We start from the raw sequence: 21,305 nt of genomic DNA on the forward strand, positions 1-21,305 counted from the left end.
TAAGCGGTGCATATCATCCTTCAAGGCCGTAGGTCTTGGTTTTTTTACGTTTGAATTATCCGTTTGGGGTAAACAAATGGCTAAAACAATATCATTCGTCAATTGCATTCGCCTTCATATCCGTCTATCGATTAGACAACAGATGCGGTACATGTAAAAAGACCAAGACCTACGGCCTTGTTTGGTTATTCCGTCTGCAAGGCAGGGTAGCTCACTTCGTTCGCAACCCTGCCCTTCCAACGGACCAACCGCTACGCGGTAGTTGGCATAACGGTTTTCTCTTAATCCAAGCTTTTGTATTGGTGTGTGAGTTCGTGATAAGACGCCATACTTTTTGAACAAGACAGGGTTAGGTAAAGAAATGGTGATTTCGCCAATTATCGCTACGCGGTAGTTGGCATAACAAGTTTCTCTTATCCCAAACTTGCGTATTGGTCTGCGGCTTATGTTTAACGCTATGTTTTAGCCCACACCCAGCAGCTCAACTTCAAAAACGAGGGTCGAACCGCCTGGTATTCCTTCTTGCCATTGCTTTCCATAGCCCACCTCGGCAGGCAAATACAGTTCCCATTTATCACCCACATACATCTGTTGAAGGGCGATTATCCAGCCCTCAATCAGTTGGCATAGTCGGCAAGCTAGGGGTACGCCGCCCAGGCTCGTGTCGAATTCGCGCCCGTCGATGGTTCGCCCCGTGTAGTGAACCGTTACGATGCTCTGCGGCGAAGGGCTTGCGCCGCCTGTTTCGCCTTGCTTTATCACCTTATACATTACGCCCTTAGCAAGGCTTTTTACCCCCGTTTCTTTTGCTTTTTCTTCAAGCCAGCGTTTGTTGGCTTCTATATATACACGTTTTGCCATGTTGTTTTGGGTTTGTTTTTGGGTTTATGGTGAGGCGTAAAAAATATGTGTGCGGGGCTAAAACAAGCTGTTGCGCACCACTTTTCTCAAATTTAATTATTACTTTTGCCTTGGCAGGTTTTGTTTCCCTGCCCTTCCAACTGATTAACCGCTACACAGGAGTTGGTATAATAGATATCTGTTTCTGGACAAGTAGAGTATATGGCGCTTATCCCGAACTCTCAACAACTATATGACCAACTCGATTTTGCATCTGTCATGATGCATAAGAAAACAAAAAGGGCCTGCCCATTGGGCAGGCCCTTAATTATTTTACAACAAAGTTGTTATTGTGCTAGTTGCAAATTACAACTGAGGACCAGCAGCTACAAGAGCCTTACCAGCCTCGTTGCCTTCGTACTTCTTGAAGTTCTTGATGAAGCGAGCAGCCAAATCCTTAGCCTTCTCGTCCCACTGAGCAGCGTTTGCGTAGGTGTCGCGAGGATCGAGGATGTTGGTGTCAACGCCTTCGAGAACCGTAGGAATTTCGAAGTCGAAGATAGGCAACTTCTTGGTGGGAACTTTGTTGATGGCACCGCTCAGGATTCCGTCGATGATACCACGGGTATCCTTAATAGAGATACGCTTGCCTGTTCCGTTCCAGCCAGTGTTAACCAGATAAGCCTTAGCGCCGTTCTTCTCCATCTTCTTCACCAACTCTTCAGCATACTTCGTGGGGTGCAGTTCGAGGAACGCCTGACCGAAGCAAGCAGAGAATGTAGGCGTAGGCTCGGTGATACCACGTTCGGTACCGGCAAGCTTAGCGGTGAAGCCTGAAAGGAAGTAGTACTTCGTTTGTTCGGGGCTTAGGATAGATACGGGAGGCAATACACCGAATGCATCGGCGCTAAGGAAGATAACTTGCTTAGCAGCAGGACCAGCAGAGATGGGGCGTACGATGTTCTTGATGTGATCGATGGGGTAAGACACACGCGTGTTTTCGGTTGTGCTTCCATCGGTGAAATCGATCTTGCCATTAGCGTCTACCGTTACGTTCTCGAGCAGAGCGTCGCGACGGATAGCATTGTAGATATCGGGTTCGCTTTCCTTATCCAGGTTGATAACCTTAGCGTAGCATCCACCTTCAAAGTTGAATACGCCGTTGTCGTCCCATCCGTGTTCGTCGTCGCCGATGAGCAAACGCTTCGGATCGGTAGAAAGGGTAGTTTTACCAGTACCAGACAGACCGAAGAAGATAGCGGTGTTTTCGCCATTCATGTCGGTGTTAGCCGAGCAGTGCATAGAAGCAATGCCTTTGAGGGGCAAGTAGTAGTTCATCATCGAGAACATACCCTTCTTCATTTCGCCACCATACCAGGTGTTAAGGATAACTTGCTCTCTGGTTGTAACGTTGAACACAACGGCCGTTTCTGAGTGCAGACCCAGTTCCTCGTAGTTTTCAACCTTAGCTTTCGAAGCGTTGTAAACGATGAAGTCGGGCTCTTGGTCCAATTCTTCTTGGTTTACGGGCTTGATAAACATGTTGGTAACGAAGTGAGCTTGCCATGCAACTTCCACGATGAAACGAATCTTCATACGGGTGTCTTTGTTGGCACCGCAGAAACCGTCAACAACGAAGAGGCGCTTGTTAGAAAGCTCTTCCTTAGCCAGCTTGTTAACAGCAGCCCAAGCTTCTTTGCTAGCACGGTGGTTGTCGTTCTTATATTCGTCGGAGGTCCACCATACGGTATCGTGCGATGTTTCGTCGTCAACGATAAACTTGTCCTTAGGTGAACGACCGGTGTAAACACCCGTCATTACGTTAACGGCACCAAGTTCGGTAACTTGGCCTTTCTCAAATCCTTCGAGACTAGCTTTGGTCTCTTCTTCGAACAACACTTCATACGAAGGGTTGTAAACAACTTCCGTTGTACCTTTAATTCCGTACTTTTCAAGTACTGACTTGTCAAACTTTGCCATTTTCTTAAATATGTTAAGTGTGAAATTTTATCCTAAGCACATGTCTTTTCGGTATGCTGCGCAAAGTTAGCAAAATCGTAAAGAACCACCAAGCGTGGAAAGAGAAAAATACATTTGGGCTCTCCTTTTTAGGTTAAAGAATATAAAAATAGGGGTGCACTGTCACTTTTGCTATTTGTACCTTACAAAAATAAGCGGGAATTTAATACTTTTGCACGAGCAAAAAGATTAGCCACTACATTTAACAAACCCATATACTCATTCTTACGATAATGAAGATAGTAAATTTTAGTGAACAGAACTCTATTGTAAACCAGTACTTAGCCGAAATTCGCGATGTGGATTACCAAAAGAACAGGCTGCTTTTTCGTAACAACATCCAACGCATAGGCGAATTAGAAGCCTATGAAATCAGCAAGACTTTAGACTATGAGGCACGCGACATCACCACGCCCTTGGGTGTTTCGCGCATGCAGGTGCCCACGGATAAGATTGTGTTGGCCACCATCTTTCGCGCTGGGTTGCCTTTCCACAATGGGTTCTTAAATATCTTCGACCATGCGGGTAACGCTTTCGTGTCGGCTTATCGCGAGTATGTTGACGAGCAACACACCAAGGTGGGCATACATGTAGAGTATTTGGCTACGCCTAGCATCGAGGGTAAGAACCTCATTATTGCCGACCCGATGCTGGCAACGGGTGGTTCGATGGAGCTGGGATATAAGGCGTTTCTCACTAAGGGCACGCCCAAACGCATCCACGTGGCCTGCGTCATCGCATCGCCCGAGGGTATTGAGCATATCCGCAAGACATTCCCCGAAGACAAAACCACCATTTGGTGCGCCGCTATCGACCCCGGATTGAACGAGCATAAGTACATCGTTCCTGGTTTCGGAGATGCTGGCGACCTGTGCTATGGCGAAAAGGTGTAGGCACTATAAAACTTAAATAGCGATAAAACCCATAATCGGGCCAAGACAACTTACTTCAAACAAGTTGGCTTGGCCCGATTATTTATTGTTTAATAAGGCTTTATCTGACGGTTTCTAAGAGGTTTTTGGGGTTCTTACGTGACTTCGGGATAAGATACGATGCATTTTGAGAAAGATTAGATAAAAAACGAATGCCTATCTCGTCTACTACCGCGTAGCGGTTGGTCTGTTGGTAGGGCAGGGTTGTGAACGAAGTGAGCTACCCTGTCTAAGCGGTGCATATAATCCTTCAAGGCCGTAGGTCTTGGTCTTTTTACATTTACCCATCTGTTGTCTAGTCGATAGACGGATATGTGGGCAAATGTTATTGACGAATGACATGGTGTTTAGCTATTCGTCTCCCCCAAACAGATAGTTGAAACGTAAAAAGACCAAGACCTTCGGCCTTGTTTTGCTCACATACTACTTTGGCAGGGTAGGTCGCCGTTGCTCCCAACCCTGCCCTACCAAAAGACCAACCGCTACGCGGTAGTTGGCAAAACGAAGTTCTCTTATCCTAAACTCGCGTAGCTGGTTATGCTAGCTGAAGAACTAATATCCCTGGCCCGTCTGCCCTGATAAGAATGCCTCACCTTAATCTCTCAACTTAATTTCGCAGTTATCCAAACTCTCTACCGTGGCCAATGCCTCATAGCGGATGCCTAGTTCGCGCAGGGCATCGCCGCCCTTTTGGAATGCCTTTTCGATGATAAAGCCCATGCCTTCAAGACGTGCGCCTGCCTGTTTGCAAAGCTCAATCACGCCCATCGAGGCGTTTCCGTTGGCCAAGAAGTCGTCGATAAACAGCACATGGTCTTGTGGGGTGAGATAGTCGGCCGAGATACACACCGTGTAACTGCGGTCTTTGGTGAACGAATGCACCACCGATGTGAGCATGTTCTCCATCGTTTTCGGCTCCTTCTTCTTGATAAACACCACGGGCAACTGCATGATATAGCCCACAAGGATGGCAGGCGCAATGCCACTAGCCTCGATGGTGACAATCTTGTTGATGTGCAAGTCGGCGAAAAGGCGACTAAACTCTTTTGCTACTTCCATCATCAGGTTTGGGTCCATCTGATGATTGATAAAACTGTCTACTTTCAAAATACCGCCTTCGTAGCACTTGCCATCTTGAAGGATGCGCGTTTTTAACTTATCCATTTGTGAGTTTGTGAGTTGATGAGTTGGTGAGTTTTTGAGTTGATGAGGGGATGAGCTTGTAAGTTTTTGAGTTTATGAGTTGGTAAGTTAGGGAATGAACAGGTTTCTGAGCTTTCGAGTTGTTAAGCAGATTGTATGCTCACCTTAAACTCATCAACTCACAAATTCACCAACTTACCAACTCATAGACTCATAAACCTCACTTTCTGTTAAACAGGGCGTTAGCCAAGATGGCTGTCAATCCGCCCGTGGTGATACCCGACGAGAAGATGGTACGCACTCCTTCAGGCAATTGTTTTAGTATGTCGGGCATCAGTTCAACGCCCATTCCCAATGCTAAACTGGCTGCAATAACCAACACAGCCTTGCGATCGAGTTTCTCGCTGCACACGATGCGAACGCCCGCAGCGGCTACCGTACCGAACATTAGTAGCGTGGCACCACCCAATACGGGTGAGGGCATGAGCGAGAATACAATGCCCACAATGGGGAAGAGCCCCAAAAACACCAACATGGCAGCGATGAAGTAGCCCACATAACGGCTCGCCACGCCCGTAAGCTGTATGATACCGTTGTTTTGCGCGAATATAGAGTTGGGGAACGACGAGAACACGCCTGCTAGAAGCGAGTTAAGTCCATCGGCGAACACGCCTCCCGAAACACGTTTTACATACACTTCGCCATCTACGGGTTCGCCCGAAACCATCGAATTGGCAGTTACGTCGCCTGTGGCTTCGATGGCCGTAACGAGGTAAACCAAAGCCACGGCAATAATAGAAGACACGTTGAAGTCGATGCCTAGTTTGAAAGGTACGGGCACATAGAACGATTTTACATCGCCAACGTTGAGGCTATCAAAGTCTACCATGCCCATGCAGAGAGCCAACACATAGCCAACAACCACGCCTAAGATGATAGAACTCATGCGCACATACTTGTTGTTGCTGCAATTCAGGGCGATAACACTGGCCAACACCGTTGCGGCAACAATGAGATTGCGGGGCGAACCAAAGTCGGCTGCTGAGGGGTCGCCACCTCCACAAGCCATCACGCCTGCCTTAACGAGACTCAATCCGATGAGCATCACCACGATGCCACTTACCAAGGGAGTGATAATTCGGCGTAGATACTTGAACGAATAGCTAACGGCCATCTCTACGGGGGCGGCTGCGATACACGCACCGAATATCAATGGCAGTCCGCCTGCCTGACCAATGGCGATAATTGGACCAATAAACGAGAAACTTGTGCCCTGCACACAGAGCAGTCCGCAACCCACAGGGCCAAACTTACGGCATTGTATGAATGTGGATACGCCCGACACGAAGAGGGCCATCGATACGAGAAAGCCCGTTGTGGCAAGGTCCATGTTTAAGGCTTTGGCGATGATTAGTGGTGGCGTTATGATGGCCACGAAGATGGCGAGCAGGTGTTGAACGGCTGCAAAGAGGGTTTCTTGCAAGGGTGGGCGGTCGTTAACGCCGTAAATAATGGCTTTGGTCGTTTTTTGTTCCATTTGTTATCTTGAATAAAAAGTATCACCTCCAACCCCTCTCCAAGGGCAAAGAGGAGTGATGTGCTTTGTGAAGCCTCACCCCCCAACCCCTCTCCAAAGGGGAGAGGGGAGTGATATGCTTTGTGAATTTGTTGTTTCTGTTTTGTGAAGCCTCACCCCCCAACCCCTCTCCAAAGGGGAGAGGGGAGTGATATGCTTTGTGAATTTGTTGTTTCTGTTTTGTGAAGCCTCACCCCAACACCTCTCTAAGGGGGAGAGGGGAGTGGTGTGCTTTGTGAGTTTTTGAGCTTATGAGTTTGTGAGTTGGTAAGTCTATGAGTTTGTGAGTTGATAAGTTTATGAGTGTGTAAGTTTATAAGTTGATAAGTTTTTGAGTTTGTTTTCTACTCAGCAACAATGCATTTGGCTTAACTCCTTAACTTCCTAACTCCTTAACTCCTCCACTTCTTCATTTCTTCCTCTCGCATTCGGGACATAGCCCTTTAAGTACATAGTTCACGCTATTTAGCCGAAAACCGTCGGGTAACGGCACCACGGGCACCGACAGCTGTTTAAGGCAGAATGTGCGGTGGCATTGCTCGCAGTAAAAATGTGTATGCTCGTCTTGCACGGTGCAGTCGCAATCATCGGCACACACAGCGTATTTCAGTGCGCCCGACCCATCGTCGATGGCGTGAATAAGCCTGTGGAGCAAGAAAAGCGATAGTGTTCGCGAGATGGTGCTCTTGTCTATGGTAGGCAATAGGCGTTCCAGTTCGGGCAACGAAACAGTTTCGTCGCCTCGCATCATCTCGCGAACGATAAGCAGTCGCGTAGCCGTTGGTTTGATGTGGCGCAACATTAGTTTGGCCACAAAGTAGGCTTCGTCGTGCATTTATTCTTTATAAGCGTCAAGTTTCTTGATATAGAAGTCGCGGAAATCTTTCCAGCGGTAATACGGTCCACTAACGGCCTTTAACGGAAGCGTGGCTTCGTTCTCGTTAAGCATCACCTTGAAAAGTACGTCTTTATCGGTAGCGTTCTTGCGATAGAACACAAATTGCAGGTTGGCTGCCATGGGGAAGATTTTGTAATCCACCCAGTTTTCGGGGGCTAGTTTCTCCAAATCAACTATTTGTCGGCCGTTTTGGTTCAGGTCTAGCAGGCAAACCAGTGGCATAACCATCGTGTCGTGGCCAAAGCGTAGCGTTGCGCCAGGGTTGGAAAGGCCGATGCAGCTGTCGGCTTGGGCGATAATGTTGCGCAAAAGGTTGCGTTGGCTGTAAGGCTGTGTACCGCCGTTCAGTGGCGAAGGACCGTACATGATGTACCAACGAGCGTTACCCACCAGCCAGTTTTCGTACAGTTCGTCGTCGGTAAAGAGGTCTAGCAGCTGCAATTTATGGCGTAGCTCGGTGCTCTGCACGTTGTTGGCCACCTTGATAAGCATACGATTAAACTCGCTGCCGTCTAGGTTTTGCTTCCAATATTCGGGGTCGCTGAAAAGCGAATTCATAAGTCTTTCGTGCTTGTCATGCTTCTTCGCAAACGCCATCCACTCGTCTTTAACCTGCCCGCGCATCTTTCGTGCACGCAAACTGTCGTCCGTTTGGTTCATATAATACATGTCGTGCATGCTGGCGTCGTGCTTAATCGTGAGCTGTGGGTTGAGCAACAAAAGTTGTTGCAAGGCGTTTTCCATGGATAAAATACAGCGAATGATGGTTGTGCTTTTAGCGTCGACGGTTGTTCGACCCGCAAAAACCTCGGGGAAATTCTTGAACATACGGCGCGCAATGCCCTTGTGTTGTTCGGCTCCGCGCTGTGTCAGTTCGCCGTCGCGTAACATCGCTTCTTCGCGTATCAGTTTCAGTTTGGCCATCGTGGCCTTACCCAGTGGGGTGAGCTTACCCAAACTGTCGGCCTTGGCCAGAGAGAAATAAGTGGTGTCGTAATCTTTCGTGCCGATGAGATAGCGCGACCCGTGCCTGCCATAATGGCTGATATAAAACGGCTTGTAGCCTTTTGGTGCAGGCGTTTGGGCCTTTTGCGGACCGGGATAGGCCCAATAATTACCGGCAGACATGAGTCTGTCTTTCTTGAAATCTTCTTTGGCCTGTTGGGCAAAAGCACCAACACTAAGGGTCAAAGCGCAAAATAGAATTGTAGATTTTCTCATAAGGCAATACTTCTTGAATGTGCAAAGATAAATAATTTTCTGAAAATGCACAAGATAAAGAGGAGTTAAAGGCGTGGAGGGACTTTTCGGTTTGATAAGCTTTAAAGCTTATGGGGGATAGAAGGGTGAAAAGGTGAAAGGGTGAAAAGGTGAAAAAGGGGGAGGGTGAAAAGGGGAAAAGTGAAAGGGTGAAAAGGTGAAAAAGGGAAAGGGTGAGGAGATGAAAGGGTGTTGGTTGTTTTTATGTCTCTATTTTTCTTCACATTCACTTCTCGCCTTTTCACCTTTTATATAGTTCGGGATAACAACTAATTCGTCATAGCGTGCGTACAAAAGAGGGGGAAGTGGCGCAAACAACCACGTGACGATTTGCATAATCTTATCCTCTTACATCTTTTCTTGGCTCTAACACGTATGGTATCTTATATACAATTCGCATACAATAGAGGTGAAAATGGATTTTGAATGTGGGCTATTAGAGCTGCAAAAGCGATGAGGGGTGCACCAATACGCGGTGCATGCGATACTCTCCATGCGGAAATTCAACGACGTGAGCCGAACCGTATAAGCAAATCCAATTAGCCCTTAGTTTTCTTATAGCGTTAAATTTGGTGATAAATATTTACAAAGTTACGTCATGTTCCCGTCCCATTCTAGAAGAGTTTTTCTGCGAAAAGCACTAAAAACATATCTTCACGACTTCCTTTTTCTATCTCGCCATACCACATTCCACCCACCTCGTGTATGTTTTACCAACTCCCGATTTCACCAAACGCCAAGGCAACGTTATTTACACGCCTCTAAATTTGCCAACTAACGAACGGTACAACATTGTCATTTGCAATGCATTATTAGTTTAATTACTGGATTTTTTATAAGTGGGACACCTGTTCCATGTCATCTGGAATGTTGTTCCATATCATCTGGAACATCGTTCCATCTTATTTGGAACAACATTACATCTTAGCGATAACACGCCGTTTTACCTTAAAACACAATGAAAGAAGTGGAGAATCGTCAAGTCGAACATAAAGAAAAAGAAAGCATGAGGTGAGAAATTGCCAACTTAAAGTTTATGCATAGAATGCTCAAATCTAGTAATTAAACATGCCTAAACACCCTTAAAAGCCTCTTTCCTCGTTGTAAACATCAACATAAACCACGCTATATCAAACCATTACAAACTTTCGCGAGAATCGGTTAAATACAAGTCGATGGTGTGTTTGTGACTTAGGCGGGCACTCACAATGTTAAAAATCGGTGTAAAATATTTACAAACGGCAAGGACGCAATCAACAAATATTCCCCCTTTGCTACAGCTGTTGACCTTCAACAACGTAAGTTCGGGATAACGTATGATGTGTCTTGAATAAAGCAGGGCGGTAAAAGTAATGACAATGATGCCAACTAACATATAACAGTAGTTGATAAAACAGATGTTTTTTATATCTAATCTTACTTATATTGTATGGTGTCTTATTTTGGATCTGTATAGTTTCTGGAGTTATATTTGTATCTTAGCCACGTTGTTCCGTGCTCTATCAACCTCTTAACACCATCGTGATGCAGGTTAGGAGGGCACTTCTTACAAGGTGATGGCACAGACACCCCTTTGTTGAAAAACAAATAGTAGGCGTTAAACGCTGGCAACGTAAAAGTGGAAATTAAAAAATACGACCTATGAATAAAAGTATCATCTTAGTTGCGATATTGCTTCTGGTTGTGGCAATCAATCTTATTCTTATAATTAGAATAAGGAAACGGCCTAATAAGATTGTAGGATTAGGACTTGGCCAGACCGTTGACGAGATTGAGGAAGGAAAGGTGTGGCGTGCGTTGTTGTGCCGATGTATAACCATTGGCAACGTGATAACCTTAGCAGGTGGTGGCGTGTCGATTTATTTCGACAACCTATTGCTCTACACCCTTTTCGTTTCTTTGTCCGTTCCGCTGGGATTGCTCTATGCATACGGCAAGCGAAGCAAATTGGATAAAAGCGGCTCCGAGCAGAAAAGTACAACCGTTGTAGTGGTTGTTGCAGTGGTTTTTCTTTGCGAATTGGTGGCAATCCTAGCCGTATCCTTTCAAACTAGCGGCGACCTAGACCTCACATTTAACCCCAATGAATTTGAAATCCATGGCTTATACGGCACAAACATTGCGTATGGCGACATCAAGCAGATTAACATACAGCACAGTTTGCCTGCGTTAAAGCGTCGTTCGAATGGGTTTGAGGCACGTAGAACGAAGCTCGGGAATTTTGTAACAAGCGACGATTTGCGCATCCTTCTGTTCGCACACTCGGATAGCTGCTTCATCCGAATTGTAACGAAGAACAACGAAATGTATTATCTAAGCAGTAGGCAGCCCGATAAAACCAAAGCGATTTTTGGGGAAATACAGAAACGCATCTAGGGGTAGGGCGATGAAATGGGCGTTTTTTCATGCTTTTATATGAAACATGGTGCCGATATACAAAACGAAAGATACATTTATAAAGGGCAAGAAGATGGTGCGTAATACCATCTAATGTCAAGGTTTATACGTGAACTCGTGATAAGAAACGATGGCTTTTGAGCACGGTTAGATAAAAAGCGAATGGCTATACCACCAGCTACCGCTTAGCGGTAGTTGGCATAGCAAATTTTTCTTATTCCGAACTTGTGTTCCGTTTATATAAATGAGGTGCTTTTAGAGTGGCTCTGCCACATTATCTTTCCACGTCAAACCCAATCCATGTTATGCCCACAAGTTTGATATTGTCAGAAGTGCCCGACAGCTCTAAACATTGTTCGCTTATGTCTGTTGGCACATTGATATTCCATTCTGCGGATAACCGGCCGAGTATTTTAAATAAGTCGATTAACAGTCGTTGTGTACTCGGGACGTTCATCTCTTGCGCAATCTCCACTTCAATTAGGTTTTTGTCTTTCCAATACTTTTCGCACTTACGAAGTTGGCATCTTCCTGCAATGCACAAAGTAAAGGCATTGCATATTCGCTTTGCCTTATCCATGTCTTTCGAATTGACGAAAACCCTCCAATAAATTGTCTTGTTCATAAGTTGATGGTGATAATGGTTTCTTTAAACAACGGCACAAAGGTCGTTAAAAACGTTCATAACGGCAAGCAATATTTGGTTTGAACTTGTAAGATAACCTGTAGCTTAGCCTTAGAAACTAACATGATAGCAAATGAAGAAACGCGAATGTCGTTGGTTAAACTTCTAACAAGCGAAGGCGGTGCTAGCCCCAAAGCTCTGCTGCAAAGGTTCAACTTATCCCCTTCACATTTGTTTTCTTCAATACTTTTGCGTAATTTCGCCGTTGTTTACGGCGCAAGGGCGTCAATGTTTCGCATTAGATTATCATTAACATATAAACAAATGAGTAAGTTAGTTGTTAACTCTTACGAAGAGTTTGCCGCCCATTTGGGCGAAGAGCTGGGCGTTTCGCCTTGGCTGGAGATAGATCAAGAGCGCATAAACCTCTTTGCCGATGCCACGCTAGACCACCAATGGATACACGTAGACGTGGAACGCGCCAAGCAAGAAAGTCAGTTTAAGAGTACTATCGCACATGGATATCTCACCCTCTCGTTGTTACCTCACCTTTGGGAGCAGATCATTGAGGTGAATAACATCAAGATGTTGGTGAACTATGGCATGGATAAGATGCGATTCGGACAGGCCGTGGTGACGGGAAGTCGCGTGCGACTGGTTACCAAATTACACGCCATCAGTAACATTCGCGGCATCTGCAAAACCGAAATCGAGTTTAAAATCGAAATAGAAGGACAGCGCAAGCCCGCCCTCGAAGGTATCGCCACCTTCTTGTATTATTTCGAATAATACTTGCAGGTATTGTTCTTTCGGGCTTTTATAGTCTAAGTTAATTAAGTGGGTTCTGTAAAATTATCTTCAACACTTTGGAAAATTTTATAGAACCCATTTTGAGGTATTGCCCTTATCGTTATGGTCTTTTCGTCAGCATATAATGTTTTTATTTTGTTGGGGGCATTTTAATATTCATATTTTTTATTACTTTTGCATTTCAATAAGATGCCATTATCAATTGTTTGAAAAAGTGATTAACAGCTAAGCATAGATGGAATTATAGGTGTCAACCGTATAGATAAGTTAGAGCATGTTTACAACTAAGGTAGACTTCCTTGTTGAGCTAAGTTGGAGTCATTGAATAAACGATGATATGTGTGGCAAAATTCATGTTAAAAGTACTATGCAGAATAACGTTTCTAGGTTCGAGACCAATATGTTGAAGGGAGTTGCTATAATCATGATGTTATGGTTGCACCTCTTTTTGAAAGAAAGCGATATGGGGAACTATACAGATCTCAACCTTGCAAATGGGAAACCCTTAGCCTATTTCCTTACCCGATTGTGTACGCCTGTATCTTTTTTCTTGATACTTAGCGGATATGGGCTTACTTACTTGTATTACAACAATCGTCTGTCGCCACGAACGCAACTTTCCCGTTTGCTTAAGCTCTACATTCATTATTGGTGGGTATTGCTTGTTTTTGTCCCTATTGGCATGTTTGTGAAGCCAGGTCGATATCCAGGCACAATAACAGATGTGGTGCTTAACCTGTTATCGTGGAGGCATAACTACAATTTTGAAACGTGGTTCCTATTGCCTTATGCCTTGATAAGCCTTTCGGCATTATACATACTAAAGGTTGTTGATAAGATTGGGTTAAAGTGGGCTGTCGCAACCGCCTTCATTTTATACCTCGCTTCGTCTTATCTTTTCAGTCGTTATGGATCGTTTGTGTACTCACAGCAGGCAATCGTATTATTAGTCGAATACACTCAGTTCCTCTTTTCTATTGTTTTAGGTGTCGTGTTATTTAGAAGTAAGTCTTTAAAACTGGGAGTTAGGGGGCTGTTTGTGTATATTGTTTTGCTTTTCTTGCTCATCCTAAGGTGTCTTCTGCCTACTGCGGCTTTAGCTCCCATATACTCTTTCTTAGTGATTCTTATAGTACTTAGGCTACCTATGCCTTCAGTCGCAAAACGTATCCTTTCCTATCTTGGTGATTACAGCATGATAGTGTGGCTTTCACATACTTTTTTCTGTTATTATTTATTTCACGATTTTATCTATGATTTCAAGTATCCATTAGCAATTTTTATTGTCCTGATGGTAATAAGTCTTTTTGTAGGTATTGTAATACGCTATTTAGCCAAGAAAACAATTGAATGGTTGAGGATATAGATTGGTGTGGTTGTTTCTTTGATGGCTCGCACACTTTTCTATCTACATGGGCCTGTTTGTCAGGCTGTATGGGGGTGTGGGCGTGAAAATTATCATAACTAATCTATGGACGGTAGAAAAGGTATTATAAAATATTTTATAGCTTTCTTTTCCCTTCTTCTATGACTCGTTTCCATTTTTATTTGCGCCATTAAAAAAAAATATTTAGTTTTGCATATCGTAAATAGCATGCACAATGGAGAACTTGCGAACAGGTGTTGTTCTAAGGCGAGTTATCGTAGTGACTGATGCGCAAGTTAGACTTATAAGAACTTGTCCTTTTTTATATAAGGGATAGGGAGGTTAAGAAGTGCATTGTGCTCATCTAAAAACTACTCTACAAAAACAGCTAGATGTTCTCCAAATTTAAACAAAAGAAATACAAATTATACCATGAATATTATGTTGGGTAAGATGCGCATGTTTAGTCCTTCGCGGTTTGGCATATTTATCGTATGTATCTTATTTTGTACATTCAGGTCTAGCGCACAGGCAAATGACGAGAAGCAGTGGTACGTTTCTTGCGAACTATCATGATGATAAGTATTTGAATCAATTGGCTGTTAAGGGTGCATAATTTTAAAGTTAATGTATTTCTGTCGGCATCATCAAATGGAATTTACTTATTATTTTTGTTGATGAAGCCGTAATGTTAGTGTATTGTCCCACTGAAGTCAAGACCAGTTGACAGTTTTTCTAGATATGAAGAGTTATGAGAGTGGCAATAAGAGAATTGCCAAAAACACTTTATTTTTATATATTCGGATGCTATTGTCTTTGATAGTTTCCTTATATACTTCTCGAGTCGTACTACAGACATTGGGCTTTTCTGATTATGGTATATACTCCCTTGTGGGAGGTGTGGTTGTAATATTTTCTTTTCTAAATTCAAGCCTAAGTGGAGCAACTTCTCGTTTCTTAACGTATGAATTGGGGCGCGGTAATCTACAACGATTAAAAGAAACGTTTTCGTCAGCAATTCAGGTACATTTATTTATTGCACTTATTGTCTTTATTTTGGCAGAAACTTTAGGATTGTGGTTCTTTACTACAAAACTAGTTATTCCAGAAGAAAGAATGTTTGCAGCTCATGTAGTTTATCAATGTTCAATAATATCTACTATAGTACAGATAGTTCAGGTGCCTTATGATGCCTCTATTATTGCACACGAGAAAATGAACATTTATGCCTACATAGAACTATTATCAGTGCTTCTGCGCCTGGTGATTGTTTACCTCCTCTTAATCGGTGATTTTGATAAACTCGAACTGTATGCCGTTTTAGTGTTAAGTGTACAGTTGATAGTTGCTCTAATATATAGGTCGTATAGCGTAAGAAAATTTGAGGAATGCCGTTTCTTATTTGTTAGACATCCAGAGACTTTCAAGTCTATTTTAAACTTCTCATCATGGAATCTCTATGTTCAGTTGAGTTCTTCAGTAAGACAGCTAGGATTAAATTCTCTTGTTAATATATTCTTTGGTGTAATATATAATGCATCTAGTGGAATAGCAACGACTGTTGATGGTGCCATTGCAGGTTTTTGTACTAATGTAATCACAGCATTTCGGCCTCAGATAACAAAGAGCTATGCCCAGGGGAAACTTGAAGAGATGATGCGACTAATGGTAAATGCCTCTAAGTACAGTCAGCTTTTGTATTTAGTAATCGCGCTACCGCTACTGTTTGAATTACCTTATGTATTTGAGATTTGGTTGGGAGATGTCCCTCCCTTGTCTGTAGAAATATGTAGGCTTTTAATTATTACAAATATATTCTTCCAGCTTACACAAATTATTCATATTGCTATACATGCAACAGGCAATATCAAGTTACTCAGTTTATCTAATGGTACATTGTTGCTATTCGTTCTTCTCCCAGTTTTAGTTCTATTTCGATTGGGGTATGGGATAGAATCAGCTTATATTTGTATGATTGCTCTGCGTATAGTAGTGCTTGGAGTATCATGTGTTCTTTTAAAGCGAGACATTCCGGAATTTCCCATTAAAAGATATTTGTTTGTAGTGTTTCTTAAAATAGTTTTTATAACAATTTTCGCATGCGTTTGTTTCTACGGAGTTCAACTTGTCATGCAGCCTGGTTTTTTGCGTTTGAGCATTATAGCAACATTATCCCTATTATTATTTAGTTGCTATACATATTGCGTAGTGGTAGATTCAGACACACGAGAAAAAGTAAAATTAAAGTTGCTGATGCTTTTCTCTGAAAAAGATGTACAATAATAATATAGTAATGAAGTTCTCAATCATTATACCTCATTTTAATGTGCCAGACTTGCTTGAACGAGCGCTTAGTTCAATACCTAATAGGCAAGATACCGAGATAATCGTTGTAGACGACTCAAGTAGTGAAGAAAATAAGTTAAAACTTCGAGCAGTATGTAAGGAGAGCTCTAAGCCTGTGAGACTTTTAGAGCAGCCAAATAATATGGGCGGAGGTGCAGCTCGTAATGCAGGGATGGATGTAGCCATAGGAGATTTCCTACTGTTTCTTGATGCTGACGATTTCTTTAATGAATGTATCAATGATATAATGAATGAATATGCCAATGATGAAAAACATGATGTAATTTTCTTTAAGGCAAGTTCAGTAGACAACGTGACTCTAGAGCCTAGGGACCGACTTAATTATCTGAATGATCAAATTGATAAATGGCTAGCCAATCCACAAAAGGGTGAGATAGAGTTGCGTTATTCTTTTGGAGTGCCTGTCTGCAAACTCATAAGGCGAAGTGTTGTTGTAGAGAATAACCTCAGATTTGATGAAACCCGCATCCACAATGATACTACTTTTGCATATCAGTTAGGCTATGTAGCCAACCAGATCTGCGCAGATGTAAGGTTCGGATATTGTGCAACAATACGTGAGGGATCTGTAAGTAGACAAGAGAGTGATGAATTACGATTGGTGACTATTAACATCTTGGGAAGGGCGGTGTTGTTTTTTCGTGAAAAATTGCATATAAGTCACATGGAAGACCAGTTATCTTTCAATTTATATATTCTCCTTAGGAAAAGGAGTTATAAATATTTTATAAAAGGAATAGATGAACTGGTTAAAATCGGTTTTTCGAGAGATGATATTTTTTCTTTTTTCTCAAGGCAAATGGCACTCGATTCATTAAAATCAACCATTTGGGTTATCTTGTTCTCACCAATATTTAAAATCAAGATACTTAGTTTAAAGGGTATTTTTCGATATACCATAATTTCGTGTTTTAAGAATAAAAAAGCATTGTATACATTATTATGATGAAAACAAATGATATTAAGATTGCCGTTATCGGCTTGGGTTATGTGGGTTTGCCGCTCGCTCGCCTTTTTTCTACAAAGTATAAAACGATAGGTTTCGATATGAACCAAAAGCGTGTGGATGCATTGATGGCAGGCCATGACGCGACACTGGAGGTGTCGGACGAATTGTTGCAAGAAGCCTTGCGTAATGGCTTTGTATGTACCACAAACATGGAGAAACTACGCAACTGTAATTTCTATGTGGTTGCGGTACCCACACCCGTAGACGTGAACAACCGCCCTGACCTGACACCACTTATCGGCGCAAGTACCACGGTGGGTAAGGTTATTTCACAAGGTGACATCGTAGTTTACGAATCTACAGTTTACCCTGGCGTCACCGAAGAAGAATGCCTACCCGTGGTGGAAAAGGTTTCGGGTTTGAAGTTCAATACTGATTTCTATGCAGGTTACTCACCTGAACGTATCAATCCGGGTGACAAAGAACACACAGTTGAGAAAATTAAGAAAGTTACATCTGGTTCTACACCCGAGATTGCCGATATCGTTGATGCGGTTTACAATTCTGTGTTGATAAATGGTACGCATAAGGCTCCGTCGATACGTGTGGCCGAGGCTTCGAAGATAATCGAGAACTCACAACGAGATGTGAACATCGCCTTTATGAACGAGTTGGCCAAGATTTTCAACGCTATGGGTATCGATACACACGACGCCATAGAAGCAGCCTCTTCAAAGTGGAACTTTATCAAACTTAACCCAGGGTTAGTGGGCGGACATTGCATAAGCGTAGACCCCTATTACCTAATTCAGAAAGCGCAGGTGTATGGTGTTTTGCCGCGTATAATGTCTGAGGCTCGCCGTCTAAATGATGGTATGGGCGCATATGTGGGTAATCAAGTCGTTAAGCTGATGAATAAGAAAGGTGTGTTGGTGAAAGATGCAAAGATATTGATACTTGGTGTGACATTTAAGGAGAACTGTCCTGACGTGAGGAACACTAAAGTGGTGGACATTTATACGACGCTTCAAGAGTACACGCACAATATCACCGTATGCGATCCTTGGGCTGATAGTGTCAAGGTGGAGAAAGAATACGGAATTAACATAGTCCCTTCAGTATCAGATAACGAGAGGTTTGATGCCGTTATACTAGCAGTATCTCACAAGGAGTTTGCCCACACTGATTGGCGGAAACATCTGACAGATCACGGTGTGATTTACGACGTGAAGGGAGCATTGGAAAGAGAACAAGTGGATGGAAGATTATGATTCTCGCTAGTTTTAAGGAGCGTATTGTTGCACATAAACTAGGGCTTTCAAATAGGATCATGAGATTGCCTCGTAAAATGTACCATATCCGCAAATCTCGTATGAATAAGAATAATAGTCCAACGATTATCTGCAATAATTGTGTTGGGGGTGTTATTCTTCACGATTTGGGGTTGAAATTCAATACTCCTACGATAAATACTCTCTTTCTCAGCTTTGATGATTTCCTTTATTTTGTTGAACATCTAAAAGAGTTCACCAATTTAGACGTATATGAGTTTAAACAAACAGAGTATCCTTTCCCAGTAGGTATACAAGAACATAAAGGTCATACAGTTAGAGTTGGTTTTGTTCATTACACCACTTTTGATGAAGGGAAGGCCGCATGGATAAAGAGAATGAAGAGGGTAAATTTGGATAATACGTTTGTTATATATGAGAGCCGAACGATAAGCGATGAGGAGCTGGACGCTTTTTCATCTATAAAGTATCCCAAGTTGATACTCTCTCTTACGGACAAAAGTAAGGAACAGAAGTATGCTTTTTATGAGGGGCATCAGTTATATGAAAATTGGTTTCCAGGAAAGGTTCTTGAGTACAAGGGATTTTTTAGTCTTAAGCGTTATCTTGATGACTTTGATTATATTAGTTTCTTAAATAATGGATTATAGGCATATCGTTAGTATAATCATCCCCATGTATAATGCTGAGGCATACATTACCGAATGTTTAGATTCAATATTACATTCTAAATTGGTAAAAGGAAGTTGGGAGATTGTAATTGTTAATGATGGGTCATCAGATTCCTGCCCGCAAATTGCTCAGTTATATGCGCAGCAACACGAAGGCATTACATACCTTACGCAAGAAAATCAAGGCCAAAGTGTAGCAAGAAACTTGGGAATAAAGAGCTGTAAAGGCGATTATGTATGGTGCATTGACGCAGACGATAAGTTGGATAGCAAAGAATTACCAAAGATCTTTCGCATATTGGAAGAGCATGAAGACTTGGATATTCTTGCTGTACAATTGCAGCGAATATCCGAGAAGGGTGTGCCAATGTGTATTGAATGTGATCAACCCAGTTTGCCACATGGCGAAGTGCTTACTGGTGTACAGGCTGTTATAGGAGGTTACAATCCTTCTTCTATCTGTGCACTGATTGCGAAAAAAGCCTTATTTGTTGATAATGATGTGTTTTTTGTTCCTGGTATTACACACCAAGATGTAGAACTGACATATCGTTTGATGCCACATGCTAGCAAGGTGTTATTTTCTAGCCTTATACCATACCTTTACATCAATCATCCCAGTTCTACGAGTAAGTCGCTTGTGCCAGAGAAGAAGATAAAGTATGTGAAAGATGACATCTTTATCATACAATCTTTTCGCACCCTAGCAAAAGGCTTCGAATCTTCCGATGAACAACTGGCTTATACTATTTATAATAGGAGTCAAAACGTGTTGTTCAGCTTAGTCTATTCCTTGTATAAAAATAAACATCTATGGGGTAGGCTTGGTGTGAATAAAGCGGTGGTAGATGAATTAAAGAAGCAGAGGCTTTATCCAATGAAAGGCCCATGGGATTCTTGGAAGAAGAGCATATTGGTTACTTTTTTTCTGAATGTAGAACGCGTTATCCGATAGTGTTATGCGAATTGTATTAATTACCCAGATAACTCCTGCATCCGAGAATGTGCGGGGTACTTCCGCCTTGCCCTACCATCTGATGGTGCATAGGCCAGCAGACGTTGATATTGTCATATACAGCTTTAACGGCAATCAACTATCTGACACAAAGATAAAAGAAGTGGAGGAGGAACTGAATGTGACGATTAAGCTGTTGTCCCGTCCAAAATGGCAATCGTGGGTGCTTCGCATGCATTTGTTATTTATACGCGTGTTGCTCAAGTATCCACTGTTTAACTATATGCGACTTTCGCGAAGAGCTGTTGAAGAGATAAAGAGGTTACAGCCTGATGGTATCTGGGTTTATGGGCAAGATATCTCGCGAGTAACAAAACAATTTGCAGGATTTAAGCGTGTACATACCCTTCCCGACTGCGAATCTTTATATTATTACCGCATGTTGGGCAGACGGTTTGTGTTTAAGAATAGGATGATGTTTTGGCGCAACGTGATAATGTACCCCAAATATTTGCGTATGGAGAGAGCATACGAGAATTCGCCAATGGTAAGATATCACTTGGTGGGTGAGACCGATTCGGTTTCATTACGTAACGTGAATCCTGGTATTCAAGCCAAATTTTTACGACACCCCCATTACCATGTGGCCGAGCCTCAAAAGCAAATTGCTTTTTCTAAACCTAAGATACAACTTCTTGTTGCTGGACAGAACAACTTATACATGAAAGAGGCTGCCGAAGAGGCATTTGATATGATGTTACAAGAGGCGGACAAACTGAAAGAACATTACGAGATAACATTTTTAGGAAGAGGATGGGAAAGTATAGTTACGCAGTTAAAAGATATGGGTTATGTTGTGGCTCAAATAACGTTTGCTCACGATTATATTGAAGAAATTCGTAAACACGATGTGCAACTAACGCCGATAGCCATAGGTACAGGCACAAAGGGAAAGGTTCTTGATGCGTTAGCTAATGGTTTGCTGGTCGTAGGAACGCCATATGCATTGGAGAATATCGCGGTTGAGAACGGTGTGTCGTGTTTGGAGTATCATTCTACCAAAGAGCTGTTGTCTATTCTAGTTGATATTCCCCATAATGTGCAGAAATATGAACAGATGGCAGAAAGAGGCCGTGAAGCGATTTTTGTGGAACATGGCAGAAGGCGTATATCTCAGCAATTGATAGATTTGTTTAAATAGTAAT

At 42.7% G+C, this 21,305-nt stretch carries 16 protein-coding genes and 1 pseudogene; 10 read left to right on the forward strand and 7 right to left on the reverse strand.

Annotated elements, in window-relative coordinates:
- Positions 1 to 462: 462 nt before the first annotated feature.
- Positions 463 to 882, reverse strand: a pseudogene (bamJ, locus tag F453_RS0102565) (BamJ family beta-barrel-assembly machinery protein); the annotation flags it as partial.
- 324 nt (positions 883 to 1,206) lie between these two features.
- A complete protein-coding gene (gene pckA / locus F453_RS0102570) occupies positions 1,207 to 2,820 on the reverse strand; it encodes a phosphoenolpyruvate carboxykinase (ATP) (RefSeq protein ID WP_009236998.1) in 1,614 nt (537 codons plus the stop codon).
- A gap of 272 nt (positions 2,821 to 3,092) precedes the next feature.
- Here pckA and upp point away from each other — a divergent pair, with 272 nt between their 5' ends.
- Complete coding sequence (upp, locus tag F453_RS0102575; RefSeq protein WP_018966599.1) at positions 3,093 to 3,752, forward strand: uracil phosphoribosyltransferase; 660 nt, start codon at positions 3,093 to 3,095, stop codon at positions 3,750 to 3,752.
- A gap of 633 nt (positions 3,753 to 4,385) precedes the next feature.
- Here the strand turns inward: upp and xpt are convergent.
- The 4 genes from xpt to F453_RS0102595 form a co-directional block, all read right to left on the reverse strand.
- Positions 4,386 to 4,955 (reverse strand): xanthine phosphoribosyltransferase, encoded by a 570-nt coding sequence (gene xpt / locus F453_RS0102580; protein WP_018966600.1) that lies wholly within the window; start codon positions 4,953 to 4,955, stop codon positions 4,386 to 4,388.
- A gap of 199 nt (positions 4,956 to 5,154) precedes the next feature.
- The gene (locus F453_RS0102585) at positions 5,155 to 6,471 is read right to left on the reverse strand and encodes a nucleobase:cation symporter-2 family protein (RefSeq protein WP_018966601.1); all 1,317 of its coding nucleotides are present in this window, start codon (positions 6,469 to 6,471) and stop codon (positions 5,155 to 5,157) included.
- Positions 6,472 to 6,919: 448 nt separating this feature from the next.
- Entirely contained in the window at positions 6,920 to 7,345 is a 426-nt protein-coding gene (locus tag F453_RS0102590; RefSeq protein WP_018966602.1) for a Fur family transcriptional regulator, read from the reverse strand.
- A complete protein-coding gene (locus tag F453_RS0102595; RefSeq protein ID WP_018966603.1) occupies positions 7,346 to 8,629 on the reverse strand; it encodes a histidine-type phosphatase in 1,284 nt (427 codons plus the stop codon).
- Between the two features lie 1,680 nt (positions 8,630 to 10,309).
- On the opposite strand from F453_RS0102595, the gene F453_RS0102600 reads away from it, so the two are divergent.
- Positions 10,310 to 11,044, forward strand: a complete 735-nt coding sequence (locus F453_RS0102600) for a hypothetical protein (protein WP_018966604.1) — start codon at positions 10,310 to 10,312, stop codon at positions 11,042 to 11,044.
- Positions 11,045 to 11,339: 295 nt separating this feature from the next.
- On the opposite strand, the gene F453_RS0102605 is transcribed toward F453_RS0102600, so the two are convergent.
- Complete coding sequence (locus tag F453_RS0102605; protein ID WP_018966605.1) at positions 11,340 to 11,690, reverse strand: hypothetical protein; 351 nt, start codon at positions 11,688 to 11,690, stop codon at positions 11,340 to 11,342.
- Positions 11,691 to 12,014: 324 nt separating this feature from the next.
- Here F453_RS0102605 and F453_RS0102610 point away from each other — a divergent pair, with 324 nt between their 5' ends.
- From F453_RS0102610 to F453_RS0102645, 8 genes are all read left to right on the forward strand, one after another.
- Positions 12,015 to 12,479 carry a MaoC family dehydratase gene (locus tag F453_RS0102610; protein ID WP_009231546.1) on the forward strand — a complete coding sequence of 155 codons (465 nt, stop codon included), beginning with the start codon at positions 12,015 to 12,017 and terminating at the stop codon, positions 12,477 to 12,479.
- 448 nt (positions 12,480 to 12,927) lie between these two features.
- On the forward strand, positions 12,928 to 13,866 hold the full coding sequence (locus F453_RS16485; protein ID WP_374188178.1) for an acyltransferase family protein: 939 nt from the start codon (positions 12,928 to 12,930) through the stop codon (positions 13,864 to 13,866).
- 741 nt (positions 13,867 to 14,607) lie between these two features.
- Positions 14,608 to 16,149, forward strand: a complete 1,542-nt coding sequence (locus F453_RS0102620) for a lipopolysaccharide biosynthesis protein (protein ID WP_018966607.1) — start codon at positions 14,608 to 14,610, stop codon at positions 16,147 to 16,149.
- Positions 16,139 to 17,179, forward strand: coding sequence for a glycosyltransferase family 2 protein (locus F453_RS14655; RefSeq protein ID WP_018966608.1), 1,041 nt, complete (start codon positions 16,139 to 16,141; stop codon positions 17,177 to 17,179). The genes F453_RS0102620 and F453_RS14655 overlap by 11 nt, the downstream gene beginning before the upstream one ends.
- Positions 17,179 to 18,453: a nucleotide sugar dehydrogenase gene (locus F453_RS0102630; RefSeq protein WP_025789995.1), complete on the forward strand. Its 1,275-nt coding sequence runs from the start codon at positions 17,179 to 17,181 to the stop codon at positions 18,451 to 18,453. Before F453_RS14655 ends, F453_RS0102630 begins: the two co-directional genes overlap by 1 nt.
- Positions 18,454 to 18,554: 101 nt before the next feature.
- The gene (locus F453_RS0102635; protein WP_234398454.1) at positions 18,555 to 19,124 is read left to right on the forward strand and encodes a DUF1919 domain-containing protein; all 570 of its coding nucleotides are present in this window, start codon (positions 18,555 to 18,557) and stop codon (positions 19,122 to 19,124) included.
- Complete coding sequence (locus F453_RS0102640; protein ID WP_018966611.1) at positions 19,114 to 20,100, forward strand: glycosyltransferase; 987 nt, start codon at positions 19,114 to 19,116, stop codon at positions 20,098 to 20,100. Before F453_RS0102635 ends, F453_RS0102640 begins: the two co-directional genes overlap by 11 nt.
- A gap of 4 nt (positions 20,101 to 20,104) precedes the next feature.
- Positions 20,105 to 21,301, forward strand: coding sequence for a glycosyltransferase family protein (locus F453_RS0102645; protein WP_018966612.1), 1,197 nt, complete (start codon positions 20,105 to 20,107; stop codon positions 21,299 to 21,301).
- Positions 21,302 to 21,305 lie beyond the last annotated feature (4 nt).

This window comes from Hoylesella loescheii DSM 19665 = JCM 12249 = ATCC 15930, from assembly GCF_000378085.1.
GTDB classification, from domain to species: Bacteria; Bacteroidota; Bacteroidia; order Bacteroidales; family Bacteroidaceae; genus Prevotella; species Prevotella loescheii.